Below are 26,315 nucleotides of genomic sequence, written 5' to 3'. Positions count from 1 at the left end.
AAACTCCCGCAGGTGCGGGAGTTTTTTCTTTAATTGTTGTGCGCTTATTCTGCGTCTTTTTCTTTCGCAACTGTTACTGCAATCGCTAGCTCTTCTAGAGCCGCTGGGTTTGCAAGGCTTGGTGCGTCTGTTAGTAGACACGCCGCCGCAGTTGTTTTAGGGAACGCGATAACATCACGGATGTTCTCTGTACCACATAGCAGCATTACTAGACGGTCTAGACCGAATGCAAGACCAGCATGCGGAGGCGTACCGAATTTCAGAGCGTCCAGTAGGAAACCGAATTTCAGTTGTTGCTCTTCAGCATTGATACCTAGGATATCGAATACTGCAGCTTGCATTTCTGCGTTGTGAATACGTACAGAACCACCGCCTACTTCGTAGCCGTTTAGAACCATGTCGTATGCGTTTGAGTTCGCCGCTGCTGGGTTCGCTTTTAGCTCTTCCGCAGTCACACCTAGAGGTGATGTGAATGGGTGGTGCATTGCGTGCAGGTTGCCTTCGTCGTCTTCTTCGAACATTGGGAAGTCAACAACCCATAGAGGAGCCCAAGTGCCTTCTTTCGTTAGCTCTAGGTCTTTACCAAGTTTAAGACGAAGTGCGCCTAGTGCTTCAGCAACGATGTTTGCTTTATCTGCGCCGAATAGGATGATGTCGCCAGATTCCGCTTGAGTGCGATCTAGAATACCGTTGATCACGTCTTCGCTTAGGAATTTAGCTACTGGAGATTGGATACCTTCCATGCCAGCTGCACGGTCGTTAACCTTCATCCATGCAAGACCTTTCGCACCGTAGATACCTACGAATTCTGCGTAGCCATCGATTTGCTTACGAGTAAGCTCAGCACCACCTGGTACACGGATAACTGCAACGCGACCTTTCTCGTCGTTTGCTGGGCCAGAGAATACTTTGAACTCAACGTCTTTCACTAGGTCAGCGACGTCTACTAGCTCTAGTGGGTTACGTAGGTCTGGCTTGTCAGAACCGAAACGACGAATCGCTTCGCTGAACGGCATTACTGGGAATTCACCTAGATCAACGTTCAGTAGCTCTTGCCACATTTCACGAACCATTTTCTCAGTCGTTGCACGAACTTGATCAGCCGTCATGAATGACGTTTCGATATCGATCTGAGTGAATTCTGGTTGACGGTCAGCACGCAAGTCTTCATCACGGAAACACTTAACGATTTGGTAGTAACGGTCAAAACCAGACATCATTAGAAGCTGTTTGAATAGCTGTGGAGACTGAGGAAGCGCGTAGAAGCTGCCTTTGTGAACACGGCTAGGTACTAGGTAGTCACGAGCGCCTTCTGGTGTCGCTTTTGTTAGTACTGGTGTTTCGATATCTAGGAAGCCGTTGTCATCTAGGAAACGACGAACAAAGCTAGACGCTTTAGCTCGTAGCTTGATGCGGTCGCTCATTTCTGGACGACGTAGATCTAGGTAACGGTACTTCAGACGTTGCTCTTCAGAGTTCTTTTGGTTGAAGTCTAGAGGCAGAACGTCAGAACGGTTGATGATTTCAAGACCTGTTGCAAGGATCTCAACTTCACCTGTTGCCATGTCTTTGTTTACTTGGCTTTCTGGACGAACGCGAACTTCACCAGTTAGCTTGATACAGAATTCATTACGAAGTGTGTTAGCCACTTCATACGCATCTGCCATGTCTGGATCAACAACTACCTGAACGATACCTTCACGATCTCGCATATCGATAAAAATAAGACCGCCTAAATCACGACGACGGTTAACCCAGCCGCAAAGTTCTACAGTTTGTCCTGCAAGGGACTTGTTCAGGTGACCACAGTAATGGGTACGCATAATGAAATTCCCAATCTCTCAAATATTGTTAACTACGCTCTGTCAGCCTCATTGCCGAGCAGAGTAAAGATCCATTTATACGCTGAAAGCCTATGAAAATCGACTACTCAACATACAATTAAGTGTGTTTTATCATTCATTGGTGGTTTTTAGTACAACAAATGTTCAAAAGCGCACCAAAGCGAAAAAATTGGGGGGGATTATAGCGTGAAATTACCCATTTCAGCAAAACTCTCGTAAAGTGGACTCAGGAAAAAACGTAAAGCAGAGATATGGATAATTTACCCCTTCGACTTGGATTGACCATGTGGTCGCACAACCAGTGGCAGCAAAGCTTTTATGGCAGTGGCACCAAACCCGCAGAGCGACTTGAAAAGTACGCGCAGGTGTTCCACACCGTAGAAGGCAACACCACCTTTTACGCCACACCGACGCTCAACACGGTGCAAAACTGGAAAGCCGCGACTCACGACGATTTCAAATTCACCTTTAAGTTGCCAAAAGCCATTACTCACGAACAGATGCTCAGAGGTTGCGACGAGCAGTTACGTGACTTTATGACGATCATGGAACCGCTTCATGAACGTGTTGGACAATGGACGATTCAGCTCCCTGCGGCATTTGGTCCAGAACACCTCGATAGATTAAAGAAGTTCTGTGCCAGCTTTCCGCCGAATTTCCCGCTTGGGGTGGAAGTTCGTCACATGGCGTTTTTCTCCAAAGGTGAAGAAGAACGTGCGTTGAATCAGTGGCTGTTAGAGAGCGGCATTGACCGAATTATTATGGACAGCCGCCCTGTATTCGCCGCGCAGCCGACGACTGAAGCGGTAATCGATGCCCACCAGAAAAAGCCTCGCGTTCCGGTTCATGCAATCGCAACCGCCAAGCACCCGATGATTCGTTTTATCGGTCATCCAGACATGGACGACAACCTGCGCTTTTTCGAACCTTGGTTAAAGAAGCTGCCGATGTGGATTGAACAAGGCATTCAACCGTACTTGATGATTCACACGCCAGATAACGTCTTAGCACCAGAACTGGCTGAAAAGCTATATAAGCAGCTACAACTTAAGCTCTCACTGCCAAATTTGTCTGTATTTCCTGCCAACGATGGCAACTCGCAAATACAAATGTTTTAGACAAGCTTATAATTAAGCAAATGACAGAGGCGCGAATTTCCCATAAAATACGCGCCTTTTTTGATGCCTGATGTTTCAGGCGGCTTGTATGCAGAGATTTGGTTATGAACCCTAAGAGCAATCCAGATACTATTTTTTCGGCTCCAATCGATAAAATTGGGGATTTCACGTTCGATGAACGCGTAGCGGAAGTTTTCCCTGACATGATTCAACGATCGGTGCCGGGTTACAGCAACATCATTTCTGCAATTGGTATGTTGGCAGAGCGTTTTGTTAAGCCTCACTCAAACATCTATGACCTAGGTTGTTCTTTGGGTGCTGCTACGCTTTCGATGCGCCGTCATATCAAACAAGAAGGTTGCCAAATCATTGCAGTGGACAACTCTCCTGCGATGGTTGAGCGCTGTAAGCTTCACGTCAACGCGTACCGCAGTGATACGCCAGTTGATGTGGTAGAGGCAGACATTCGTAATATCGAAATCGAAAATGCGTCAGTTGTGGTGTTGAACTTCACGCTACAGTTCCTTTCTCCAGAAGATCGCTATGCGCTACTAGAAAAAATCTACGCGGGCCTGCGCCCAGGCGGTATTTTGATTCTGTCGGAAAAGTTCGTGTTTGAAGATGAAGTATCCAACGAGCTGTTGATTGACCTTCACCACGACTTTAAACGTGCGAATGGCTACAGCGAACTAGAAATCAGCCAAAAACGCAGCGCGATTGAAAACGTGATGCGTCCTGATTCAAAGAAAGACCACAAAGAGCGTTTCGCAGAAATTGGTTTCTCAAGCTACGACGTTTGGTTCCAATGCTTTAACTTCGGTTCGATGTTTGCGATTAAATAAGCTTCGCGACACAGTTCGCTCTCATTAGGACGTCATCCTCAAGAGCGAGGAACGAGTGAGTTGGGATCCCTTATCAAAAACGATAAAAACCGAGATTCCCTATCACGTTCGTCCCTCACTGTAGGGAATGACACATTTAACTTTTACCCAGGGTCTGCTGACTCCATAAACTCAGTGAAAAACTATGTTTAATTTTGCTAATTTTTATCAGTTAATCGCTCAAGACACTCGTCTTCAGCCGTGGCTAAACGTATTACCTCAACAGTTAACAGATTGGCAAAATGCTGAGCATGGTGACTTTGGTCGCTGGCTAAAAGCACTGAACAAGATCCCACAAGGTGCACCAAACCAAGTGGACATCAAAAATTCAGTGACCATCAGCAACGATACGCCTTTCCATGAAGGTGAGCTTAAAAAGCTTGAGAGCCTACTGCGTACGTTCCACCCTTGGCGCAAAGGTCCGTACACAGTGCACGGTATTCATATTGATACCGAGTGGCGCAGTGACTGGAAATGGGATCGCGTTCTTCCTCATATCTCACCACTGAAAAACCGCAGCGTACTCGATGTGGGTTGTGGTAACGGTTACCACATGTGGCGCATGCTGGGTGAAGGTGCACGCTTAACGGTTGGTATCGACCCTTCTCATCTGTTCCTTATTCAATTCGAAGCCATTCGCAAGCTAATGGGTGATGATCAACGTGCGCACCTATTGCCACTAGGTATTGAGCAGCTACCTAAGCTAGAAGCGTTCGACACCGTATTTAGCATGGGCGTGCTTTACCACCGTCGTTCGCCACTGGATCACTTGGTACAGCTAAAAGACCAGTTGGTATCAGGTGGTGAACTTGTCCTAGAGACGCTAGTAATCGAAGGCGATGAGAACGCGGTATTGGTTCCGACGTCTCGCTACGCGCAAATGCGTAATGTGTACTTCTTCCCTTCTGCGAAAGCACTGAAAGTGTGGCTAGAGTTGGTTGGCTTTAAAGATGTACGTATTGTGGATGAGAACGTGACCTCGGTTGGCGAGCAGCGCACAACAGACTGGATGACGCATAACTCTCTACCGGATTACCTTGATCCAAACGACCCTAGCAAAACAGTTGAAGGTTACCCTGCCCCTCGCCGTGCGGTACTTGTGGCAACTAAGCCATAATTAACTGAGATTTCTGACATTGTCTTAACTCACTCCCTCCGTTAAGACATTAACCTCTTTTCAATTCCAGTTAAGGATGCATATCGCATCCTTAATTTTTTGCTATTTGTCGCTATTCCTCACTATATAAGACAATCGAAAAGATTCTTACTTGTGAGCCTTTAGCGATATACGCTAAACTCTTAAAAAACAAACAACTTAATCCAGCCCCAAGGTTTTCAATGTTTATACGATTGACTCCGATTGTTGTAGTTGCGCTACTATCCGGATGTACGCTTACCAAAGGTGAACAGTACCACCAAGAAACATTAGCGGCCATCCAAGCCTCAGAGACCAACTTTAACAACAAAATTAGTAATTTAGAGCTTCAACTTAGTAACCAGTCTGACTATATAGAAAGCCTAGAGGGTCAAGTTGACAAGTTAGAAGGTGAACTTTCCAGCTTTCGCAAAGAAGCGATGGATGAAGTAAGAAAGCCAAAAGATCCGATCATCGTCCAAGCACCAGCTCCAATTCAAGCTACACCAACTCATGACATCGTCCTTGGTTCTATTGAACGCGTTACGATTGATTCCATTAAACAAACCTTCGATGCGCGTGTTGACACTGGAGCAGCCACGTCTTCACTGAATGCCGTTGATATCGAAGAATTCGAAAGAAACGGAAAAAACTGGGTTCGTTTCCACCTAGAAGACAGCACTAAGTCAAAAGACGAGCAGCAAGCTTGGATTGAAGCACCTATCATCCGTTACGTAAAAATCCGTCAAGCGACCACTGAAGAATTAGAACGACGCGCAGTTGTAGAACTTTGGGTGCGCGTTGGAAAAATTCATGAAAAAGCGCAATTTACGTTGGCAGATCGCTCTCAAATGAACCATCCTGTGTTACTAGGTAGAGAGTTTATGCGTGACATCGCACTTGTTGATGTGAGCCGTAAATACATCCAAACACAAGAAGATAAAAAATAATAAGGTAGATTATGACGTCAAAAATACCGTTTTATCTGTCTGTCATCTTATTGGTGGCAGCAGGTATCGCTTTGAGTGTTTTCAGACACCAAAATTACGGCGTTCCTTGGACTCCAGGAGAAACACGCCAAATTTGGGATGTCGAGGCTCGAATCGAGTTCAATGCCAATGGTAATGAAGTTAAAGCTTCGTTAGCTGCACCTCATACTCAAAACGGCTACACACTTATTGGTGAATCCGCCTCATCTCCAGGCTACGGCGTATCATACGTTAATACAGATTCTGGTCGTCGAGCTGAGTGGTCGATTCGTCAAGCGACGGGGCCACAAACTATCTACTATAAAGCACAGTTTCTTGTTGACCCACAAGCGAAAGTGACTCCTATTCCACCAACAGGTGATATTGTCCCTCCTACGTTATCGGCACCACAGCAGGCAGCGGCCAACGCACTGATCGAAAGAGCAATGAGCCGTTCCGCAGACAATGTTACGTTCGCTCGTGAACTGATCAAAACATTAAACGATCCTGACAGTCAAAACGCTGCGTTAATCCTCAATGATTTTGACCGAACTGATGCTCTACACAAAATGTTACTCAGCGCTGGAGTGCAGAGTAAAATTGTTGGCGTTATTGAGCTAGAAGATGGGCGCCGTCGCCAAGCTATTCAACAAATGGTTCAAGTGTGGTCTGGAGAGGAGTGGGTTCTGTTCTCACCAAACTCCGAGCAAGCGGCAGCACAGCCTAACCTTCTAGTATGGGATGAATCCAACGTCTCGCTGCTTGATCTCATTGGTGGTCAAAATAGCCAAGTCCACTTCTCGATGATCAAACAAGAAGTGACTGCACAACAAGCAACTAACAACAAAGTCGAAGCAGACGGTCTACTCAACCTATCGATTCATAGCTTACCTCTTGAAGAACAAGCGATGTTTAAGACCATCATGCTGATTCCAATTGGTGCGCTTATCGTTGTGTTCCTACGTGTGATTATCGGCCTTAAAACATCCGGTACCTTCATGCCCGTCCTTATCGCAGTAGCGTTTGTACAAACGCAGCTTGTGACTGGTATTGTTGGCTTCCTATTGATTGTTGGTACAGGTCTCATAATCCGAAGTTACCTCTCGAGGCTAAACTTACTTCTGGTAGCCCGGATATCCGCAGTAATCATCACCGTAATCATGATTATCTCCGTGTTCACGGTTGTGGCCTTTAAGATTGGTCTGACAGAAGGCTTAACCATTACCTTCTTCCCAATGATCATTTTGTCATGGACTATCGAACGTATGTCGATTCTATGGGAAGAGGAAGGTGCGAAAGAAGTTGCCCTTCAAGGTGGCGGTTCACTCCTAACTGCGGTACTGGTTTACTTGGCAATGACTAACACCTACATCCAGCACCTAACGTTTAACTTTATCGGCCTACAGCTTATTGTACTGGCTGGCATTCTACTACTAGGTACATACACAGGTTACCGTCTAACTGAGTTACGTCGCTTTAAACCACTAGCGGAGGACTAAACGATGTTTGAACGTTTTACTTCGCCAGCCAAGCTTCGCCATAAAGGTATTATGGGGATGAACAAACGCAACCATAGTTACATTGGTCGCTACAATGATCGTTCCAAATACCCATTGGTTGATGACAAGCTGAAAACCAAAATTATTGCAGAAGCCGCAGGGGCAACTGTCCCTGCCCTGATTGGCGTGATCCACAACCAAGCAGAAGTAAAGACCATTCATAAGATGGTCGAAAAATGGCCTGGCTTTGTTATCAAGCCCGCACAAGGCAGTGGTGGTAAAGGTATTTTGGTCATTACGTCGCATAAAGACGGTGTATATACCAAACCATCCGGTGCTACCTGCAATAAAGAAGAGGTGGAGCGTCACATTAGTAACGCCCTAGCAGGCCTTTTCTCTCTTGGTGGTAAGAACGATGTAGCCGTAGTTGAGAACTTGATTAAGTTTGATGACTGTTTTGATGGTTTCAGTTATGAAGGTGTGCCAGACGTACGAATCATCGTGTTCAAAGGCTACCCTGTGATGGCAATGATGCGTTGCTCTACAGCAGCTTCTGATGGCAAAGCTAACCTTCACCAAGGTGCGGTTGGCGTTGGTATCGACATCGCGACAGGCAAAGCCATTCGTGCGGTACAGTTTGACCAACCCGTCACTCACCACCCAGATACTGGGAAAGACTTGTCTACACTGCAAGTGCCTCACTGGGAGCGTTTACTAGAACTTGCTTCCAGCGCGTGGGAGATGACTGGACTGGGATATATGGGTACCGATATGGTTTTGGACAAAGAAGAAGGTCCAATGGTGTTGGAGCTAAATGCTCGCCCAGGCTTGGCCATCCAAATAGCAAACGGTGCTGGTCTGCTTCCTCGTCTAAGACACATCGAAAATCTAGGCACTCCTGCCGAGTACCCAAAACCTAAAGAGCGAGTGGCCTATGCCGCAGAGCAGTTTGGGGTTAAATCTCAATTCTAACTAAGAGCCAGCCTGAGAGCTGGCTCTTTTTTTTACTAACTCTCTCAGTAACCCTTACAAAGCAAATGAGCTTATTTGCACACTTTTACTTTGTTAAATGATCAAGCTAACATTTTAGTCATTAATCATTTCTTTTTACCCTCGAAATTTGTCTATGATTATAGCTCCCCTAACTCAACTCAGAGAGGTTGGGCAATGCATACGACAAATGCAGATAATAATAATACCATCCCTGAGAATGACGATATTGATGAGCAGCTTCAACGTTTGTCAGAAATCTCATTCCAAGCACTTAATGAACTCGCTGAAATGATCGAAAAAGGAAAAGATTATTCAGACGAGTAGCACTTTGCTGCCATGCAATAAAATAAGCCGAGCCTGTTGCCCTACAGACTCGGCTTAATTCGTTTTACAAATACAAAAACGCCCGCGTTTCTTGCGGGCGTTTTATTAGCTTCGGAGTTTAGGACTCAAACTCTTCAATCATCTCTTGTGCTTCGGTCTTAGGCTTGTCCGTTTGACCAAAACCACGCAGACCCACTACGTGTACGTGCTCGTGGTCTTTAAACACCTTACGTACCAGTTTGTAAGTCGTACCTTTCTCTGGGCTGATGTTTTCTGGTGCCGCGATAAGAAGCTGCATATCCAGACGGTCACACAATTCGAACAATGTCGCGATCGATTTCGCATCCAGACGCGCTGCTTCATCCAAGAAGAGCAGACGACAAGGCACAATGTCTTTGCTGCGTAGACGACGAGATTCTTCTTCCCAGCTTTGCACTACCATCAGTAGGATTGACTGACCAGTACCGATCGCTTCACCTGTTGATAGCGCGCCAGACTCAGCCTGTAGCCAACCATCTGTACCACGGTTCACTTCTACACTTAGCTCTAGGTAGTTACGGTAATCCAGTAGCTCTTCACCCAGAACCTGAGGAGAACGTTGACCCATATCGATGTGTGGGTTCACACGTTGGAACAGTTTCGCCATTGCTTCAGAGAAGGTAAAGCGAGTCGATTCAAACAGATCTTTATGCTGCTCTTGTTGTGTCGCTAGACCGTTCAGTAGCACTTCGTGACTTTCGCGGATCTTCACATTTAGACGTACGCCCTTCACCTGACCGAACGAGATGTTCGACAAACCTTGGTTCAGCATACGAATACGGTTTTGCTCACGCTGAATCGTCTTCTTGATGATGCTCGCTACTGACTCAGAGCTGATCGCTAGGCGGTTTTCACGTTGCGTTAGCTCTTCCGTTAGACGCGCTAGCTCTACTTCCATCTCCTCGATTGCTTCCACTGGATCATCAGTACGGATGATATCCTGACGAATACGCTCACGAAGGTGTTGGTACACAGCAATGTAGAACAGAACTTTACGCTCTGGTCGTGCGTTGTCTTCTGATAGACGCAGCGCATCACGTAGGTCGTCATTGTTCGCAACCGCCAGACGCAGCGCACCCAATGATTTATCCGACATTGAACGCAGTTCATCCGCTGACATGTAAGCCAGTTCACGTTTGTGTAGACGACGCTCAACATCGTTCTCGCGCGCCAGACGAAGTACCGAGCACCAGCCGGCTTTCGCTGCAACCACGAAGGTACGCAGCTCAACGTATTCTTTCTGAACTTTCTTCAGACGTTTCGCCAAGCCTTTCATCTCTAGTTCAGTAGAGGTGATTGTGCGCTCGTATTCGCTCTTACGGCTACGAGACGTGTGTAGTCGCTCATGCAGTTCATCACGACGACGCATTGCACGCTCTTCTGCACCTTCGTCCGCGTTAACGCCAAACTCTTGAAGTTCTTGTTTGAACTCTTGAACCGTTTCCAGTTTCGCTTGGTGCGAACTCTTCAATGATGCCAATACTTGGTTGTATTGGTTCATTTGGCCTTGCGACTGTTTCAACTCTTCACGAGAGCGGGTACGCATTTGTTCAGCTTGAACCAGTTTTGCTTTTAGCTGCTCGCTCAGTTCGCTACTCTTGTTCAGTAGATCTACTGAATCTGCGTAAGCAAAGTAGTGGCGACGTTCAACGAGATCTGAGAGTGCAAAGATTTGCTTCTTAAGATCTTGTAGCTGTTCGTCTGCCGCTTTGTATTCTGCTTCTAGCGCATCGAATTGCTCTGGATCAGCATCTAGAGCAACCGCCACTCTTTCTAGTTCCGCCACTGCTTTCGCGTGGTTGGTTAGGAACGCTTTTGCTTCTGAAAGTTGAGCGATTTTCTCTTCCAACTCATCAAAGCGCGCTTGCAGCGACTCATCTTCAATCAACGCCATGTTTGGTGCTAGCTTGTCTAGAGAAGACAACGCTTGCTTGCTGGTTTGCAGTTGAGAACGTTGCTGCTGCTCTTTTGCATCCAGATCAGCCAGTACGCGAGCAATTTGGTTACGCTTGTCGCGAATGGTTGCCAATGCTTGCTCTGGGTCAGCTTCGAATGCTACTTGAATGTGGCTTGCCACAAACTGGTTGAACGCTTGGTACAGACGCTGCATTTTTTGCGAATCGAATGCTGCTTTCGCGTGCTTCTCAACCACTTCCTCACGTTCGTTACGTAGTAGCTCTAAACGCTGCTCACGTGCTGCACGACCAAACAATGGGATTTCAGGCAAACGAGAGTAACGCATTTGGCGATCGTTCATACGAACGCAAACCGCACCTTCTAGCTCTTCAGCGTCGAATGAGCTGTCATCAAAGGCATCGATGTCACCTTCAATGATGTACAAGTCTTCTGGACAGTCGTCTAGCTCTACCAGTTTCTCTTCGATACCAGAGAGGTCAGAAACAACGATAGCGTGACGAGCCGGACCGTACATCGCACTGAAGTAAGGCGCGTCATCAATTGTGATGTCATCGTAGATCTCAGACAGCAATACGCCGCCTAGAGTATCTGCCAAACCTTTCAGGCGAGGGTCGTTTGAACCACCAGGAGAAGCAAGACGCTCAATCTCAGTGTCAAGTTGGCTGCGACGCTCTGCCAGTTTGTCTTTTGCCAGAGAAAGGGTCTTCTCTTGTTCAAGCACCACTTGCATTTGGCTCATGACTGACTGGCTATCTTCTAGCTCAGCGCCACTTTGTTCACGCAATTTTTCTAGCGCATCGTTCGCCGCAATCCAAGTTGGAGCAATGGCTTCTAGCTTGTTGATTTCCGCAGCTGCATCTTGCTCTAGACGACGCTGTTCGCTGCGTTGCTCACGCACGTCTTCCTGCGTCATTTCTAGCGAGTCGATTTGCATCGCGTGACGTTCACGTTCTTGTTCAAACGTGATTTCGTCAGTCAGTTCAACATGGAATTGCTTTTGGTATTCATTCACTAGCTCGCGCGCTTGACGTTGCTGGTTAAGGCTACGGTCAAGGTCACGGTGCTGTGCACGCCATTGCTGTTCGTTTTGCGCAACTTGCTTAGATTCACGCGCTTTCGCAATTGCGGTTTTCGCATGTTCAGACGCGTCTTTACGCTCAACTTGACCAACGATGCTCTGTACCAGTTTAAGCGCCGTTTCGAACTGCTCTGCTGCTGCAGAAGACATATCCAGTTTGTGCTTAACCGATAGCAACGCATTGGTGCTTTCAGATTCTTTGCTCTTAAGCTCAGAGACAAGCGCTTGTGCCGATTCTGCCGTTAGGCTGTCATCGCCAAGTAGTTGCTTCGCTTTTTCCAGCGCTTGAACCGCTTGTTGGTATTGAAGTGCACGAGTTTGCTGAACGTCGAGTGCTTGTTGGTAGTCCGCCAGTTGCGTCTTAAGGCTATCCACCTCTTCTTCTGCAACGGTCGCTTGCTCTTCTACCATCATCACGCGTTCTTGCGCTTCTTCCACTACCATCATCTGTTCTTCAAGACGCTCACTTAGCTCTTCAAGATCTTCTTGGTAGCGTTCGATCTTCTCTTGCTGGCGCAGTGCGTTTTGCACCAGTTGCAAGTGATCCGAAGCCGCTTGGTAATCTTGCTCTAGAGCAGATTCCGACTCGATCAGTAGCTCTAGCTCTTCTTGAACGCGGTTAAGCAGGTTGTTTTGCTCAACAAGAGTTTCACGAGAGCCAAATAGCTCTGAACGCAGTGACAGCGTTTTATCCAGCTTGTTACGACGATCGTTCGCGTGACGCATGTAGTCCGCAGCCACGTAGTTGGTCGACTCAGTGATCAAGTGTTTGAACAAGTCACGGTCTGCTTGCGTGGTTTTGATCGCTTCTAGCGTCATGCGGTTTTCACGCAGTGCTGATTCCATATCTTGGAACGCTTTCTTCACGCCGCCGTTTTGTGGCAGAAGGTAGTCACGTAGCGAGCGTGTAATCGCACTTGAGATACCACCGTAAAGCGATGCTTCGATCAGGCGGTAGAATTTAGAACGGTCACCAGAGTTACGCAGTTTCTTCGGAATCACACCGAATTCAAACATTTGTGCGTGGTAATCCACGATAGAAGAGAACGCTTTGAATTGAACACCTTCAAATTCTGCGATCGATTCTTTTACTTCGTTGATTTGACGTACACGAGCTTGAGTCGCTGATACGCTTTCAATCAAGATATCCGTTGGTTTCACATGGCTTGGAAGACCTTGGATAACAAACGGTTTGATGTCTACTTTCTTATCACGACCCGCAACTTGCTGCAGTTTTACTGCGAACAATAGGCGTTGGTTACGTGAGTTCACCACGTCTAGCGCCGCATAACATGCGCCCGGCTGTAGCTTACCGTACAGACCTTTGTCGCGAGACGATTGGCTGCTGCCTGCTTCTGTGGTGTTACGGAAGTGCAGTAGCGTTTGGTCAGGAATCAATGCGGTGATGAACGCCGCCATTGTGGTTGATTTACCTGCACCGTTACCACCTGATAGCGTGGTGACGAGACCATCGATGTCAAACGTACGGGCAAAGAAGCCGTTCCAGTTGACCATGGTCAGCGATTGGTATTTACCGCGTTCAATCATGCTCATGCTTCACCCTCTTCTGTTGTTTCTTCTTGGGCTTGGTCGTCTTGCTCTTCTTCAGACAATAGGCTGCCTTGGCTTGGCTCTTTGGTGTGCACTACCGCTTCACCATCACGGATCAGACGCAGCTGCGCTTCACGCATGTCATCGCCAATACGTACATCGGCACCAAAACGGAATACCGCTTCACTGATGCTGAATTTACCGGTTTCACCGATGTTGATGATCATGCCTAGGCGACGCAGACGACGAAGTGACGTACGTACTTTTTCAAACAGCTTTTCTTTATCAAGGTCAGAACCAGTCGCACGGTTCGTCACTAGCTTCATCAGCTTGTTTTCATCTGCTAGAGCAAGCAGTTCGTCGTACAGCTCTTGGTTAGTGAAGATGCCTTCATGCGCAAGACGCTCTGGGCTTAGGTAAAGGAAACACAGTACCTTACCCACCAGCATATCCAGCTCAGAAAGCACACTACGACCAATCAGAGACGTTGAACGTGGACGCAGGTAGAAGAAGCCTTCTGGCGCTTTCACCAATTCGGTGTTGTAGCGCTGGTAAAAAGAAGAAAGCTCAAGTTCGAAGTCTGACAACAACGCGTGGTTGTCCAGGTCTTCACTTGAGATATGACGCCCTGCTCGAAGCATGCTATCTAGCGCTGGGAACAGAGGGTTAGAAATTGCTTTTGCCAGATTCTCTGACATGTATTCATTAGTATCGGTCGATAACATTCGCTTGTACCTTTGCCCCAAATTCGTTGATTGCTTTCCAGTCTGGCTGAACGGCTTGGTAGTCGGATTCGGAATATCCCATACGTACCGCCTGATCAACGACAATGCGAGCTAAATCAAAGTGATGAGTGTGAGGGTGTTGTGCAAGGTAATCTCGCAGTACCACGCTCAAGTCAATTGGCACGCCTTGGTCTTTATGCGCTTTCAGCATGTCACCAATACGCTCTGCCAACTCATCATTGACTTGTTGAAACTCTTCGTATTCCACTTCCAACGGAACTTGACCTGTTACCTCGTCATCACGCAGCACTAGGGCTTCGTCACGAAGGTCAGAAAGCCTTTCTGCATCTGCATAAGTCAGATACCAAGGCGAATCAAAGTAGTCTTTAACGGACTGACGCAGACGCGAGCTAAACGCTCGGTTCTTATCCATATCGATAGCGGTACGGATGAACTTGTGCACGTGTCGGTCGTAACCAATCCAAAGGTCGATCGCTTGCTGGCCCCAGCTTGTGATTCGGTCCAGCTTCATCTGCAGACCAAACAAGGCTTCTTCAATAAACTCAAGCTCAGGGTCACCATAGACAATCTCTTGGATATCTAGGATCTGAGTTTGCAGTTCATCACTGGCAGCTTGCAGCGTATCTTGAAGTTCACGCAACGTGCTGGATGTTTCTGACAGAAGCGCTTCACAGTTGTTGATTGCTTCACGCCAGTCTTTGTTAAGCAAGTCAGCAATCTGTTGTTTCACAGATTGTTGCTGCTCATCCATCACACGTTGGTTGAGGTCAATTTGATCGAAGATTTCGCCTACAGAATATTTCAAGATCCCGTATACGTTCTTCTTCCAGTGGCCTGGAGTGCCACCCTTTTGTGCTGCTTCAATCGCTTTCGCCATTTCGTCCGCTACCATGGATAGCTGGATAGAAAGACGCAGTTTCGAGAACTCACGATGACGCACGTAGTAGTCAGTAATTCCTACCGCTAATGGCGATAAGCGATAAATGCTCGCTCCGTCAGTAATTTCACTGACAAAACGGCTCATAAGACGCTGCTTAACCATCTCATTGATGGCATTGTTTGCGCGGAAAGCCGAAGCTTCGCCCGTCTCATCAAATAGTCGAGTGACGATGGCAAATGCGTCGTGCAATTCACCTTCACCCAATTCTTCATCGAACCTTTCATTACTTAATACAGCGATAGCAATCAAAAATGCCAGTCGCTCAGTGGTCAGGTTCAACGAGAAATCGTGCTGCTTTACCCAGCCAACCAACTCATCGATTGGTTGCTCTGCAGCATTGAGAGTCATCTCACTCATCGTTATTCCTGTTTATCGTTCTTCTTAGCCCACACATGAATATAGCGGCCTAATGAGAGGTATGGCTCTTGTCGACAAAGTTGCTTTTCTAGCGCCAACACATCTTCAAACTCGTAATCGCCCATGTATTCCATATTGCCTATGTAATCACTGAATGAACGAATACCAGATTTTCCACAAATACTAAAACCAGAATCTTCTATCCATTGATAGACCTCTTCAGGTTTTAGACCTTTCTGTGGCTGTAGTTTAAATCTTTTCCGATGAGGCATGCCGTCTAAAACATGAGGAATGTTGCCACAAACCACATTTTTATAGACTAAGCCGTGGTGGTTATAGAACATAACCGAAGCGATGCCCCCCGGCTTGACCTGTTCCAAAACGGTTTCGAGTGCGGTTTTCGGGTCTACCAACCACTCCATCACTGCGTGGAACATGACAAGGTCCACCTGCGCTTCCATATGTTCACCAATGGATTGGACAGGCGAATGAATCAGGCGATACTGCTCAAGCAAACCGTTTTTTTCAATATCCTGCTTTGCTAGTTGCAGCATTTCCGAAGATAGATCACATAAAGCAACGTGATGTCCGAGCTTAGCAAGCTTTTGCGACATTTGTGCTAAGCCACCACCTGCATCAAGTACCTGCAGGGCTTGCTGGTCAGCCTCTAATTCACTTAGAATCTGTAGAAAATCTTCCCATACAATGATTTGGCGGATCTCACCTTTATCGGATCCGTAAATATTTTTTGCAAATTTGTGGGCGATATCGTCGAAATTACGGTCTTCTGTCACGTCTACTGGGTTATCATATCGGATTGTGCCGCTATTCTGGCACAAGAAAAGCAGGAATAAAGAGGGTCTCCCTCATTTTTATAATCAATTGATGTTTTTTCGGACTATTTAAGTATGTTTGAGCTGAAAAAAGTAATATCAGCCTTGCTCATGCCCTTACCGGCCTTACTGCTGATTGGTCTATTTGGCCTATTTTTAATTAGTTTTACCAGCAAACGTAAAACTGGTTGTTTCATTGTTCTATTCACTTTTGCTGGCATTTTCCTTGCCTCATTTCAACCTATTTCGACCAAGCTGCTCATGCCATTGGAACGCGAATACAAAGCGTTCTTACCCGTGTCAGAATCGGTCGATTATGTGATGGTTTTAGGAGCTGGCCATGTGGTCGATGACGAAATACCACCTACCTCACAACTGAGTCGTGCTGCTTTAATGAGACTCACTGAAGGTATACGTATTCTTCGTATGTATCCAGGTGCAAAACTCATTTTGTCAGGCTACGCTGGAGGGTCAGAACTCAGCCATGCCCGTATGATGGCTAACGTAGCCCTTTCGCTTGGTGTGGCAAAATCTGACATCATCTTGCTTGAAGATGCGAAAGATACCTGGGAGGAAGCAAGGCAAGCAGCGGCATTCGTAAAACAGAAAGATATTGTGCTAGTGACTTCAGCAAGCCATATGAAGCGCGCAATGTACGAGTTTCGTGCAGCAGGGATTAAGCCCATCCCAGCGCCAACCAACTTCTTGGCTGTTGCCGATATCAACCAACCTTGGCATCGGTATGCTCCAAAAGCACAGTACCTAGAACAAACGGAACGATACTGGCACGAAACACTGGGTATTATCTGGCAGCACCTACGCGACAATATTGGCCAGGCGCCAGTCGAAGAAGCGAATTAAGCCGGCTTCAAAACTAAACCAACAGGCACAAAAAAGGAGAGCATTGCTCTCCTTTTTCTTTAACGCGTTGATTTAAGTCAGCAGACTCTAGTCACCTGCGAACATGTAGCCTTCACCATGAACGGTCACAAAGATTTGTGGGTTCTTTGGGTCAAACTCCATCTTAGCGCGCATACGTCGAATCAGAACGTCGATAGTACGGTCGTTTGGCGCATCCACTCGGTGGCTGATCATATTCAAAATACGTTCGCGGCTTAATACCTGATTTGGGTATGAAGACAAGGCAACTAACAGCTCATACTCTGCTTTCGTTAGTTTCACTGGCTCACCATTGCGACTTAGAGCACGACGCTGAATATCAAACGTCCACTCACCGAAGCGCACTATGTGTTCTTCATTCGTATCATTTGCTGCTTTTTGTGAACCGTTACGAGCCGCTGAGATACGCCACAGCAAGTTTTTAACGCGAACCAATAATTCCCTTAGTTCAAAAGGCTTTGTTACATAATCGTCTGCGCCCATTTCTAAGCCCACGATTTTGTCAATGCTATCCGTGCGTCCTGTCACTAATATGATGCCGATATCTGATTGGCTGCGTAATTCACGCGTAAGCATAAGGCCATCTTCACCCGGCAGGTTAATATCCAGCATGATCAAATCTACATCGCCTTCTTGAAGCACTTCGCGCATTTCAGCACCGCTTTCTGCTTCACTAACTTTGTAACCTTCATTTTGGAAATAGCCCGCAAGCTTACTGCGAGTTACAACATCATCTTCTACGACTAATACGTGATAGCTCATTTACACCACTTTCTGTCTTTTTTATCTTCCAAGACGTATTCTATTCATAACTAGTAACATATCTAGTAATAGTTACAATAAAAAGCAAGATTTTGTGGATTTATTGATGCAAAACAAGCTTATTTGCCGCCATTCATAAACATGCATATTTCCCAATAAACCATAACAATTATAGTTACTGCTATTCATTTTAATTGTTTACACTTAGGGGATAACTATTTGGGAGCAAAAAAATGCAAGAAGTGAAAGCTTTTAACGAAAAACGAGCTGAGATTTATTGGTGGTTTTCTAGCCTGTTCGCAAAAGAGCTAACAGACAAGGAGCTGGAATCTTATCATAGTGTTGAAATTCGAAGCTTTTTAGCTGGTTTGGGTGAAAATGAAACACTCAAACCATCGGTTGATACCCTTGTTGATGCGCTTAATCGCCTACAAGATCGTGAAGATGCTCAGTTAGAGCTAGCTGCGGACTTCTGTGAACTTTTTCTTAAAACAGAAAAGCACGGTGCGCTACCTTATGCCTCAATGTACATCGGTGAATCTGGTTTATTAAACGATAAACCAGCAGAAGAGATGGAAAAGCTGATGGCAGACTTTGGTGTGCAAGTTGACGAAAATCTAAAAGAGCCTGCGGATCATTTAGCAGTCGAGTTAGATTTTTTAGGCAATATGATTATCCGCTCAAATGAACTCGAGCAAGAAAAACACATGGAAGATGCGTTCGAAAAGCAAAATGAGTTCATCCAGCAACACCTTTTGACATGGCTACCTCAGTTTGCCGCTAAATGTAAGCAATTCGATGAATTTGGCTTCTATGTTAGTGTCGCGCAACTATTAATTGCATTTTGTAAACTGGACAGCACCTACCTTCTTGGTGAATAATTGCCGCCTATTTTGGGGAGTCTGTCATTCAGACTCCCTATTTTATTCGTTTGTTTTTAATCTGGCGCAGAGAAATACAATCCATTTAGCCGTTAAACTGTGACCTCCGAGGCACAAAACAACCACCTAAAACATTGCCAGCTTGCCCGCATCAGTCTAAAATGTGAGCGCAAACGATTAAATATGATTTATATGTAAACCGCTGAAATAAAGCGGTTTTTGTGTTTTCTTAACAGGATTGCTGACCAATTCCTCACTTAGTATAAGAAAGGAATATGAGACTCAGCGATAAATGTTGCTACAAACCTTTTTATACCGATTTCGGAACAACCGCTGCCAAATATCTCAGCAATGCCCCTATTCGCAGTTGCTCGGTTTGCGCAAGACCCTAAGCGTATGGTTGTCTTCACTACGGTATTTACAGTAGCTCGATACAGGACATCATTTATGGCCACTATTAAAGACGTTGCTCGCTTAGCCGGCGTTTCTACCACTACGGTTTCGCACGTAATTAATAAAACTCGCTTTGTTGCAGAAGCAACTCAAGAAAAAGTAATGAAAGCGGTGGATGAACTTAATTACGCACCAAGTGCCGTTGCGCGCAGTTTAAAGTGCAACTCAACTCGTACCATCGGTATGCTAGTAACTCAATCTACCAACCTGTTCTTCTCTGAAGTGATCGATGGTGTTGAGAGCTACTGTTACCGTCAAGGTTACACTCTTATCCTATGTAACACGGGCGGTATTTACGAGAAGCAACGTGACTACATCCGCATGCTCGCTGAAAAGCGTGTAGATGGCATTCTAGTAATGTGTTCTGACCTGACGGAAGAACTAAAAGAGATGCTTGATCGTCACTCAGACATACCTAAAGTTGTGATGGACTGGGGTCCAGAAAGCTCACAAGCAGACAAGATCATTGATAACTCAGAAGAAGGCGGTTACATCGCGACAAAATATCTGATCGACAATGGTCACACAGACATCGCGTGTTTAAGCGGTCACTTCGAAAAAGCTGCGTGCCAAGAGCGTATTGCGGGTTATCGCCGTGCAATGGCAGAAGCAAACCTTGCGGTTAACGAAGATTGGATTCTTGAAGGCAACTTTGAGTGTGATACCGCTGTGCTAGCGGCAGATAACATTACTGCAATGGAAAAACGCCCTACTGCAGTTTTCTGTTTCAATGACACTATGGCACTTGGCTTGATGAGCCGCCTTCAGCAGAACGGCATCAAGGTACCAGATGATGTTTCTGTTATCGGCTATGACAACATTGAGCTGGCAGAGTACTTCTCACCACCACTAACGACTATCCACCAACCAAAACGTCGTGTGGGTAAAAACGCGTTTGAGATTCTACTAGAGCGTATCAAAGATAAAGAACACGAAAAACGAGTGTTTGAAATGCAGCCAGAGATCGTGATTAGAAATACGGTTAGAAAGCTCAAGTAGTCTCTAGGTAGTACTCGTTTGCTCATCATAAAAGCACCCACATGGGTGCTTTTTTATTTCACAATTCATCCGCGGCAACGAGTTTGTATGTAAAACTTTTCATACTTGTTATTTCTTCGTGTATTCAACTCTCTAGCACTGACCTTTTTCGGGTAGACCACTTTGTTAATTTATGAAACTTAACTCACGAAAAAATAATTATTAATTGAACCGAGATCACATTTATAAGCGCAAAATGTGATATTAGTCCAATATAGCAAGTATGCTCTCAGTGTCACGCACAGGGCAAACCACTCTAAAGGGTGGGACGCAAAGCTTCCGGCCTAAACTATCGCATGAGATAGCATGGTAGCGGGGTTACCGATGGCAAGTATGCATATGACGAGTTTACCCTTTAATGACATTGTGTCTGCATGCGTTTGCTAATCTCTCGGACCTGATTTTTGGTGGCGTAATTTAAATTACACCGAGATAACACATCATGGATAAACCGATACTCAAAGACTCTATGAAGCTTTTTGAGGTGCTTGGTACGATCAAGTCACGCTCAATGTTTGGCGGCTTTGGCCTTTTTGCTGATGAAACAATGTTTGCATTAGTCGTTAACAACCAGCTTCATATCAGAGCAGATAAAAAGACATCTTCAGACTTTGAAACTCAGGGACTTAAACCTTACGTATACAAGAAGCGTGGATTTCCTGTTGTTACTAAGTACTACGCCGTTTCACCAGACCTTTGGGATACACCACAACACTTAGTGGAAGTAGCCAAAAGTTCACTCGAAACTGCAAAGCTTGAAAAAGAACAGCAAGCCAGTTCTAAACCAACGCGTTTAAAAGACCTACCGAATCTTAGACTAGCGACAGAGAGAATGCTTAAAAAAGCTGGTATTGACTCTGTCACTCAGCTCGAAGAACAAGGTGCGCTAAACGCCTATAAAGCGATCCAGGAAACGCATACCGCTTCTGTAAGCATCGAGTTACTGTGGGCCCTTGAAGGCGCTATTAACGGTACTCATTGGAGCGTTGTTCCTCAGTCTCGCCGAGAAGAGCTAATTAACCACCTCTCATAATACAAGTTTGAGCTCCAGGTATTCATAAACCGCAGTTTTACACTGCGGTTTTTTTTTTGAAATTTTTTCTCACTCCATTCTGTCTTATTATCTAAGAAGCAGAAATGGAATGATAGATATGAATAAGAAACTGATTTTAGGACTGATCCTACTCGCGACGATTATCTTTTTAGGTGTGAATTTTGGTCAATATCTAACCCTAGAAAATGCCAAGGCGCAGCAAGAGGCGTTGAATGCTTTTATTAGCCAAAACTTCGTATTTGCTGCAGCAACGTATTTCTTTGCGTATATAGCTATCACCGCTTTCTCCATTCCCGGAGCTGCCGTAGTAACGCTTCTGGGTGCTGCTCTATTTGGTTTCTGGACCAGTCTCTTATTGGTTTCTTTTGCCAGCACTATTGGTGCGACCATTGCTTTCCTTAGCAGCCGTTACTTACTGCGAGAGTGGGTACAAGGCAAGTTTGGTAATAAGCTAGGTGCGATAAACGAAGGCGTTGAGAAAGACGGCTCGTTTTATCTCTTCTCACTACGTCTTATTCCCGTCTTCCCATTTTTCCTTATCAACTTGCTGATGGGTTTGACACCAATGACCATTGCACGATTCTACCTCACTAGCCAAGTTGGTATGTTGCCAGGTACAGCAGTTTATCTGAACGCTGGTACTCAATTAGCCACCATAGATAGTCTTTCTGGCATTGTGTCACCCACCGTACTTGCGTCATTTGCCTTACTTGGTTTGTTTCCAATCATTGCCAAATGGGTTATGAGTAAGATTCGCCCAACTCAAGTTCAGCAAAATGGAAACGCTCAATGAAAATCTTCATAGCGAGAAACCCAGCTGAAGCTCACATAGTCTGTGAGCTTCTCAAGACCGAGAAAATTGGCTGTGAAGTTCGAGGTGAAGGAATGTTTGGGCTAAAGGGAGAATTGCCGTTTGGTGACGATACAGACCCCTATATTTGGCTTTTACACCCAGAGCAACAGTTAAAAGCTGCTGCTATTGTTGAAGATTACCAAAAACAAGCAAATCAGACTTATCGAGATTGGCGGTGTCCAAAATGTTCAGAGATAAATGAGGGGCAGTTTGGTGCGTGTTGGCAATGCGGGTATCAAATCGGGGAGCAGTGATATATCCCCTATTTTTTCTATTGCTTTGACCTAGCGTTGCGTTAAGCAGCTAAACTTTGCTGCTTAATGAACTCGATGGAATGTTGGTTAAAATCATCTGGTCTTTCTACATTGCATACGTGGCCACAATCGGGGATTTCGCGTAATACACTCTGCTTATGCACTGCGACCATCTCCTTAACTGGCTTGATGAACATATAGTCCCGATCACCCATTAAATACAGCGTCGGAATCGGGAGTTCACGATCCTTAAAATATTTCATCAACGGGTTAACGTCTGCGGCCAAGATAAACCATCGCTTGAACTCTTTTTGGCACAACTTTTTCGCTTCACGGATAAATAGATGACGCGACTCACGCTGATTTTTCTGTGGCATCACAATATAGGCAAACAACTTATACAGCCACATGTAAGGCAAAATGTGTTTGCCTAAATTACCCAATTTCACCAGAATTTGTGAACGCGTGTTCAAACGTGTCACCGCACCACCAAGCACCATAGAACGAACACGCTCAGAAGCAAGCTCCGCGAGGTTACGGACGATGATCGTTCCAAGTGACATACCAACAAAATGTGCAGATTGGATTTTCAAGTGATCCAACACTTTTAGAATGTCTTGCGTTACCTCCGTAAAGGTGTAGCGACTTGTCATCAATTCTTTGATTAACTGGTTTGACTTTCCATGTCCTCGAAGGTCAATTAAGAGCAAATTAAAATGTTCTTTATAAGCCTTAAGTTGCTTGAACCATATTGAAGAACTGCCACCAGCACCATGCACGAAAACGACCCACTCATTACTGGTAGGGTGTAAATAGGTTTTATGGAATAGAAGTGGCTGAGTCATTTATCAGTCTGGAAAACGTTCTGTATAAAAAGAGTGAGTAAATCGTACCACACTCTATAAGGGCAAGGTAATAAAGGCACCTCATTCGGTGCCTTTAGTTACATTTTTTAAAAATTTTGCGTTAATTTAACGCAGACCTATACAACTGCAAATATTCTTCTGCGGCTTTATGCCAGCAGAAATCCCTTTGCATCGCATGAAGCTGAACACGCTTTACTTCGTTCGGACTCTGTGCGTAGAGCAATAGAGCTCTTAGCATAGTCAGCAGCAATGCTTGCGGTGTCGGCTCATAGAACACAAAACCTGTGGCTTCTTCAATGTCCACATCGTAGTCATTAACGCTATCTTTCAAGCCACCAACCCCACGAACGATAGGCAAGGTGCCATAAGCCATACTGTAGATCTGATTCAAACCACAAGGTTCAAACTCTGAAGGCATCAGGAAGAAATCAGAACCAGCCTCAACAAGGTGTGCGAGTTCATTATCGTATGCTTCCACAAAAACAAACTTATTTGCAAACTGCGCTGCGACTTCTTTCAATTGAGCGGCAAGAATAGGGTCTCCCGTTCCCACCACCACGACTTGAACATCGTGTTTCAGAAAGTCTGCCAATACTGGTAGCAAATAATGCACACCCTTTTGCTGCGTTAGGCGGCACACCATACCAAACATCGCGCAATCTGACGCACCAAGCCCCAACTTATCTTGTAGGGCTTTCTTACAGGTATTCTTACCACGCACCATACTTTGCCGATTCGCTTTGTAGTTCAGTGGTAAACTAGGATCTGTTTCCGGATTCCATGCACTGTAATCGCAGCCATTTAGAATGCCCACTAAATCATCAGCACGTTGTTGAAACTCCCATGCCATGCCATGGCTACCGAGTTCAGTCTTAAGCTCTTCTGCATAAGTCGGACTTACTGCATTGATTTTATCTGCGTTCATCACGCCTGCTTTGAGCATGGTGATGTGTGTCGCACTTACCGCTGCGTCTGATACGTTTCGACTATGAAATTCAGGGAGGCACTGAACATCATCGTAACTAAATACCCCTTTAAATACCGCATTATGAATCGAGATTACACTGCGAGTATTTGCAAAAAAGGCGTCGTCGCCATAACGATGTTTGAGTAGGAATGGAACTAAGCCCGTATGCCAATCATTAGCGTGTACGATGTCTGGTTGAAAGCCTAGCTTTGGTAACATATCAAGGCAAGCAGCACTAAAAAATGCAAAACGTTCGCCATTGTCTGAATAAGCTTGGTTATTCTCCGCATACATAGAAGGACGATTGAAATACGGCGGACAATCAATTAAGTAAACCAGATTGTCCCCAAGCATCAGTTTTAGAACTCGATAAGCAGTATGAGGCCAACTCGTTAGTTCTGTCTCTAGAACCGTCTCAGCTTCTGACAGTTGCTCTATACCGGTATAAGCTGGAATAGAAATTCGTACATCTTGCTGAAGATTTTGAAGGGCTTCCGGCAGTGCCTTGGCTACATCAGCCAAGCCACCACTTTTAATCAGTCCTTCGACTTCAGACGCTACAAACAGAACAGACAAATTGTTAGTAGCCAACACGTGCTCCTTTTGGAATTACAACAATGCCATCATCTGACACATGGTAGTGTTTCTTATCTTCTTGTAGATTTACCCCAATTTGTGTACCTGGAGCAATATCTGCGTCTTTGTCGACAATCACGCGACGAAGCACACAACCTTCCCCGACTTTCACATCGCCCAACAAAATACACTGGCTAATGTCACACGCTGAAGCAATGTTGCTGCGGAATCCAAGTACTGACTTTTCAATACGTGAACCACGCACGTAGCTGCCGTTACATACCAAGCTGTCGATGATCTGCACTCGACCATTAACAGAGTCAGTAAAGGTCGCCGGTGGCAATGGTGGGTAATAAGTATGCAGTGGCCACTTTCGGTTGTATAGAGAGAACGGAGCGTCTTTCTCGAGAAGATCCATATGAGCTTGCCAGTACGCATCAATCGTACCTACATCGCGCCAGTAAACTTCTTCTTTCTCGCCAGTGATGCGGTTAGTACTGAAGTCATAAACAAACACATCGCCACGTGGGAACATCTTAGGAATGATGTCTTTGCCAAAATCATGCGTTGAAGCTTCATTGTCAGCATCTTCAATCAGTTCAGCGAACAAGGTCTGAGCTTCGAATACATAGTTCCCCATAGATACAAGTGCATGCTCTGGATCACCTGGGATAGATTTCGGACTTTCTGGTTTTTCTTCAAAACCGATCATACGCCCTTCCGCATCCACTTCTATCACTCCAAACTGGGATGCTTCCGAAAGTGGCATACGTAATGCGGAAACCGTTAACGAAGCTTCTTTCTCTTCGTGGAAAGCCAACATCTGTTTGATGTCCATTTTATAGATATGATCTGAACCAAAAATACATACCTGATCAGGCTCAGCCAACTCCATAAAACGCAGGTTTTGGTAGATAGCATCTGCTGTACCTTCATACCAACGCTTACCCGTACGCATCTGGGCAGGGATCGGGTCAATAAAACGATCTGTGATGCCATTGATGTTCCATCCCTTTTTCATGTGATGGAATAAAGATTGAGATTTAAATTGAGTAAGGACGTAAATGCGCATCAAATCCGCATTCACGAAGTTGTTCAAAGCGAAATCAATAAGTCGGTAACTTCCGCCAAAAGGGACCGAAGGTTTACTGCGGGATTCCGTTAAAGGCCTCAGACGAGAGCCTTCACCGCCAGCAAGAATCATTCCCAAAACACCAGCCATTCGTTGTTCTCCATATAGTTATAGCTTGGATTTCCATATCCACTCGATCATGATAAGCCTCAGGGGTAATCGAGCGGATACCTTATAGTATCTACTCCACCAACTCTAACCGTGAGTTAGCGAGCAAAATTAAGCTATTGTGCTTTCCTTTCTACTGCCGTATTTATTCGGTTTGTTTTTATACTAATTGGCAGCAATCGGTTGCACTTATTAGGTATTAAATTATCGAATTGGAATTAAATTACAATTTTAAATATGCCATTCTG

Annotated in this window: 22 protein-coding genes and 1 riboswitch; of the genes, 13 read left to right on the top strand and 9 right to left on the bottom strand. The window is 45.5% G+C overall.

The window, feature by feature from the left end; translation table 11 throughout:
- Window positions 1-44 precede the first annotated feature (44 nt).
- Complete coding sequence (aspS, locus tag J4N37_RS05135; RefSeq protein ID WP_114321558.1) at window positions 45-1,823, bottom strand: aspartate--tRNA ligase; 1,779 nt, start codon at window positions 1,821-1,823, stop codon at window positions 45-47.
- Window positions 1,824-2,095: 272 nt separating this feature from the next.
- Here aspS and J4N37_RS05130 point away from each other — a divergent pair, with 272 nt between their 5' ends.
- The 7 genes from J4N37_RS05130 (at window position 2,096) to J4N37_RS05100 (ending at window position 8,762) form a co-directional block, all read left to right on the top strand.
- Window positions 2,096-2,962: a DUF72 domain-containing protein gene (locus J4N37_RS05130; protein WP_029789010.1), complete on the top strand. Its 867-nt coding sequence runs from the start codon at window positions 2,096-2,098 to the stop codon at window positions 2,960-2,962.
- A gap of 104 nt (window positions 2,963-3,066) precedes the next feature.
- Window positions 3,067-3,804, top strand: coding sequence for a carboxy-S-adenosyl-L-methionine synthase CmoA (cmoA, locus tag J4N37_RS05125; RefSeq protein WP_005426299.1), 738 nt, complete (start codon window positions 3,067-3,069; stop codon window positions 3,802-3,804).
- A 184-nt stretch (window positions 3,805-3,988) separates the two neighbouring features.
- Window positions 3,989-4,960 (top strand): tRNA 5-methoxyuridine(34)/uridine 5-oxyacetic acid(34) synthase CmoB, encoded by a 972-nt coding sequence (gene cmoB / locus J4N37_RS05120; protein WP_010447263.1) that lies wholly within the window; start codon window positions 3,989-3,991, stop codon window positions 4,958-4,960.
- Window positions 4,961-5,181: 221 nt separating this feature from the next.
- A complete protein-coding gene (locus J4N37_RS05115) occupies window positions 5,182-5,928 on the top strand; it encodes an ATP-dependent zinc protease family protein (protein ID WP_010447261.1) in 747 nt (248 codons plus the stop codon).
- An 11-nt stretch (window positions 5,929-5,939) separates the two neighbouring features.
- Entirely contained in the window at window positions 5,940-7,445 is a 1,506-nt protein-coding gene (locus J4N37_RS05110) for an inactive transglutaminase family protein (protein ID WP_010447259.1), read from the top strand.
- 3 nt (window positions 7,446-7,448) lie between these two features.
- Window positions 7,449-8,417 (top strand): alpha-L-glutamate ligase-like protein, encoded by a 969-nt coding sequence (locus J4N37_RS05105; protein WP_010447257.1) that lies wholly within the window; start codon window positions 7,449-7,451, stop codon window positions 8,415-8,417.
- Between the two features lie 195 nt (window positions 8,418-8,612).
- A complete protein-coding gene (locus tag J4N37_RS05100) occupies window positions 8,613-8,762 on the top strand; it encodes a hypothetical protein (protein WP_088881076.1) in 150 nt (49 codons plus the stop codon).
- Window positions 8,763-8,880: 118 nt separating this feature from the next.
- On the opposite strand, the gene mukB is transcribed toward J4N37_RS05100, so the two are convergent.
- The 4 genes from mukB to cmoM are packed head-to-tail and all read right to left on the bottom strand — an operon-like array spanning window position 8,881 to window position 16,184.
- The gene (mukB, locus tag J4N37_RS05095) at window positions 8,881-13,344 is read right to left on the bottom strand and encodes a chromosome partition protein MukB (protein WP_252042107.1); all 4,464 of its coding nucleotides are present in this window, start codon (window positions 13,342-13,344) and stop codon (window positions 8,881-8,883) included.
- Window positions 13,345-13,346: 2 nt separating this feature from the next.
- Complete coding sequence (gene mukE, locus J4N37_RS05090; RefSeq protein WP_252041814.1) at window positions 13,347-14,072, bottom strand: chromosome partition protein MukE; 726 nt, start codon at window positions 14,070-14,072, stop codon at window positions 13,347-13,349.
- Complete coding sequence (gene mukF / locus J4N37_RS05085) at window positions 14,053-15,390, bottom strand: chromosome partition protein MukF (RefSeq protein WP_252041813.1); 1,338 nt, start codon at window positions 15,388-15,390, stop codon at window positions 14,053-14,055. The genes mukE and mukF overlap by 20 nt, the downstream gene beginning before the upstream one ends.
- 2 nt (window positions 15,391-15,392) lie before the next feature.
- The gene (gene cmoM, locus J4N37_RS05080) at window positions 15,393-16,184 is read right to left on the bottom strand and encodes a tRNA uridine 5-oxyacetic acid(34) methyltransferase CmoM (RefSeq protein ID WP_045388300.1); all 792 of its coding nucleotides are present in this window, start codon (window positions 16,182-16,184) and stop codon (window positions 15,393-15,395) included.
- A 114-nt stretch (window positions 16,185-16,298) separates the two neighbouring features.
- Between cmoM and elyC the strand changes: the two genes are divergently transcribed.
- Window positions 16,299-17,084, top strand: a complete 786-nt coding sequence (gene elyC, locus J4N37_RS05075) for an envelope biogenesis factor ElyC (protein WP_045388164.1) — start codon at window positions 16,299-16,301, stop codon at window positions 17,082-17,084.
- 87 nt (window positions 17,085-17,171) lie between these two features.
- On the opposite strand, the gene torR is transcribed toward elyC, so the two are convergent.
- Entirely contained in the window at window positions 17,172-17,885 is a 714-nt protein-coding gene (torR, locus tag J4N37_RS05070) for a two-component system response regulator TorR (RefSeq protein ID WP_010447235.1), read from the bottom strand.
- Between the two features lie 233 nt (window positions 17,886-18,118).
- On the opposite strand from torR, the gene torD reads away from it, so the two are divergent.
- The 5 genes from torD (at window position 18,119) to J4N37_RS05045 (ending at window position 22,418) form a co-directional block, all read left to right on the top strand.
- Window positions 18,119-18,766 carry a molecular chaperone TorD gene (torD, locus tag J4N37_RS05065; RefSeq protein WP_038885829.1) on the top strand — a complete coding sequence of 216 codons (648 nt, stop codon included), beginning with the start codon at window positions 18,119-18,121 and terminating at the stop codon, window positions 18,764-18,766.
- A gap of 447 nt (window positions 18,767-19,213) precedes the next feature.
- A complete protein-coding gene (gene purR / locus J4N37_RS05060; protein ID WP_010447231.1) occupies window positions 19,214-20,218 on the top strand; it encodes an HTH-type transcriptional repressor PurR in 1,005 nt (334 codons plus the stop codon).
- A 274-nt stretch (window positions 20,219-20,492) separates the two neighbouring features.
- Window positions 20,493-20,583: riboswitch (cyclic di-GMP riboswitch) on the top strand.
- Window positions 20,584-20,699: 116 nt separating this feature from the next.
- Window positions 20,700-21,290, top strand: a complete 591-nt coding sequence (locus J4N37_RS05055) for a TfoX/Sxy family DNA transformation protein (RefSeq protein ID WP_010447229.1) — start codon at window positions 20,700-20,702, stop codon at window positions 21,288-21,290.
- A 118-nt stretch (window positions 21,291-21,408) separates the two neighbouring features.
- Window positions 21,409-22,104: a TVP38/TMEM64 family protein gene (locus J4N37_RS05050; protein WP_010447227.1), complete on the top strand. Its 696-nt coding sequence runs from the start codon at window positions 21,409-21,411 to the stop codon at window positions 22,102-22,104.
- Window positions 22,101-22,418 carry a putative signal transducing protein gene (locus J4N37_RS05045; RefSeq protein WP_171306177.1) on the top strand — a complete coding sequence of 106 codons (318 nt, stop codon included), beginning with the start codon at window positions 22,101-22,103 and terminating at the stop codon, window positions 22,416-22,418. The genes J4N37_RS05050 and J4N37_RS05045 overlap by 4 nt, the downstream gene beginning before the upstream one ends.
- 41 nt (window positions 22,419-22,459) lie before the next feature.
- Here J4N37_RS05045 and J4N37_RS05040 read toward each other — a convergent pair whose 3' ends face one another.
- The 3 genes from J4N37_RS05040 to glgC form a co-directional block, all read right to left on the bottom strand.
- Complete coding sequence (locus J4N37_RS05040) at window positions 22,460-23,263, bottom strand: alpha/beta fold hydrolase (RefSeq protein ID WP_038885824.1); 804 nt, start codon at window positions 23,261-23,263, stop codon at window positions 22,460-22,462.
- A gap of 121 nt (window positions 23,264-23,384) precedes the next feature.
- Window positions 23,385-24,842 carry a glycogen synthase GlgA gene (gene glgA, locus J4N37_RS05035; protein WP_252041812.1) on the bottom strand — a complete coding sequence of 486 codons (1,458 nt, stop codon included), beginning with the start codon at window positions 24,840-24,842 and terminating at the stop codon, window positions 23,385-23,387.
- The gene (glgC, locus tag J4N37_RS05030; protein WP_010447217.1) at window positions 24,832-26,049 is read right to left on the bottom strand and encodes a glucose-1-phosphate adenylyltransferase; all 1,218 of its coding nucleotides are present in this window, start codon (window positions 26,047-26,049) and stop codon (window positions 24,832-24,834) included. The genes glgA and glgC overlap by 11 nt, the downstream gene beginning before the upstream one ends.
- Between the last annotated feature and the right edge of the window lie 266 nt (window positions 26,050-26,315).

Origin of the sequence: Vibrio sp. SCSIO 43153 (genome assembly GCF_023716625.1) — a bacterium.
GTDB classification, from domain to species: Bacteria; Pseudomonadota; Gammaproteobacteria; order Enterobacterales; family Vibrionaceae; genus Vibrio; species Vibrio rotiferianus.
This window is presented reverse-complemented; position numbering and strand designations above follow the sequence as displayed.

Bases quoted from the DNA above. Each gene is read 5' to 3' on its own strand.
- aspS (WP_114321558.1), bottom strand. From the start codon at position 1,823: ATGCGTACCCATTACTGTGGTCACCTGAACAAGTCCCTTGCAGGACAA.
- J4N37_RS05130 (WP_029789010.1), top strand. From the start codon at position 2,096: ATGGATAATTTACCCCTTCGACTTGGATTGACCATGTGGTCGCACAAC.
- cmoA (WP_005426299.1), top strand. From the start codon at position 3,067: ATGAACCCTAAGAGCAATCCAGATACTATTTTTTCGGCTCCAATCGAT.
- cmoB (WP_010447263.1), top strand. From the start codon at position 3,989: ATGTTTAATTTTGCTAATTTTTATCAGTTAATCGCTCAAGACACTCGT.
- J4N37_RS05115 (WP_010447261.1), top strand. From the start codon at position 5,182: ATGTTTATACGATTGACTCCGATTGTTGTAGTTGCGCTACTATCCGGA.
- J4N37_RS05110 (WP_010447259.1), top strand. From the start codon at position 5,940: ATGACGTCAAAAATACCGTTTTATCTGTCTGTCATCTTATTGGTGGCA.
- J4N37_RS05105 (WP_010447257.1), top strand. From the start codon at position 7,449: ATGTTTGAACGTTTTACTTCGCCAGCCAAGCTTCGCCATAAAGGTATT.
- J4N37_RS05100 (WP_088881076.1), top strand. From the start codon at position 8,613: ATGCATACGACAAATGCAGATAATAATAATACCATCCCTGAGAATGAC.
- mukB (WP_252042107.1), bottom strand. From the start codon at position 13,344: ATGATTGAACGCGGTAAATACCAATCGCTGACCATGGTCAACTGGAAC.
- mukE (WP_252041814.1), bottom strand. From the start codon at position 14,072: ATGTTATCGACCGATACTAATGAATACATGTCAGAGAATCTGGCAAAA.
- mukF (WP_252041813.1), bottom strand. From the start codon at position 15,390: ATGAGTGAGATGACTCTCAATGCTGCAGAGCAACCAATCGATGAGTTG.
- elyC (WP_045388164.1), top strand. From the start codon at position 16,299: ATGTTTGAGCTGAAAAAAGTAATATCAGCCTTGCTCATGCCCTTACCG.
- torR (WP_010447235.1), bottom strand. From the start codon at position 17,885: ATGAGCTATCACGTATTAGTCGTAGAAGATGATGTTGTAACTCGCAGT.
- torD (WP_038885829.1), top strand. From the start codon at position 18,119: ATGCAAGAAGTGAAAGCTTTTAACGAAAAACGAGCTGAGATTTATTGG.
- purR (WP_010447231.1), top strand. From the start codon at position 19,214: ATGGCCACTATTAAAGACGTTGCTCGCTTAGCCGGCGTTTCTACCACT.
- J4N37_RS05055 (WP_010447229.1), top strand. From the start codon at position 20,700: ATGGATAAACCGATACTCAAAGACTCTATGAAGCTTTTTGAGGTGCTT.
- J4N37_RS05050 (WP_010447227.1), top strand. From the start codon at position 21,409: ATGAATAAGAAACTGATTTTAGGACTGATCCTACTCGCGACGATTATC.
- J4N37_RS05045 (WP_171306177.1), top strand. From the start codon at position 22,101: ATGAAAATCTTCATAGCGAGAAACCCAGCTGAAGCTCACATAGTCTGT.
- J4N37_RS05040 (WP_038885824.1), bottom strand. From the start codon at position 23,263: ATGACTCAGCCACTTCTATTCCATAAAACCTATTTACACCCTACCAGT.
- glgC (WP_010447217.1), bottom strand. From the start codon at position 26,049: ATGGCTGGTGTTTTGGGAATGATTCTTGCTGGCGGTGAAGGCTCTCGT.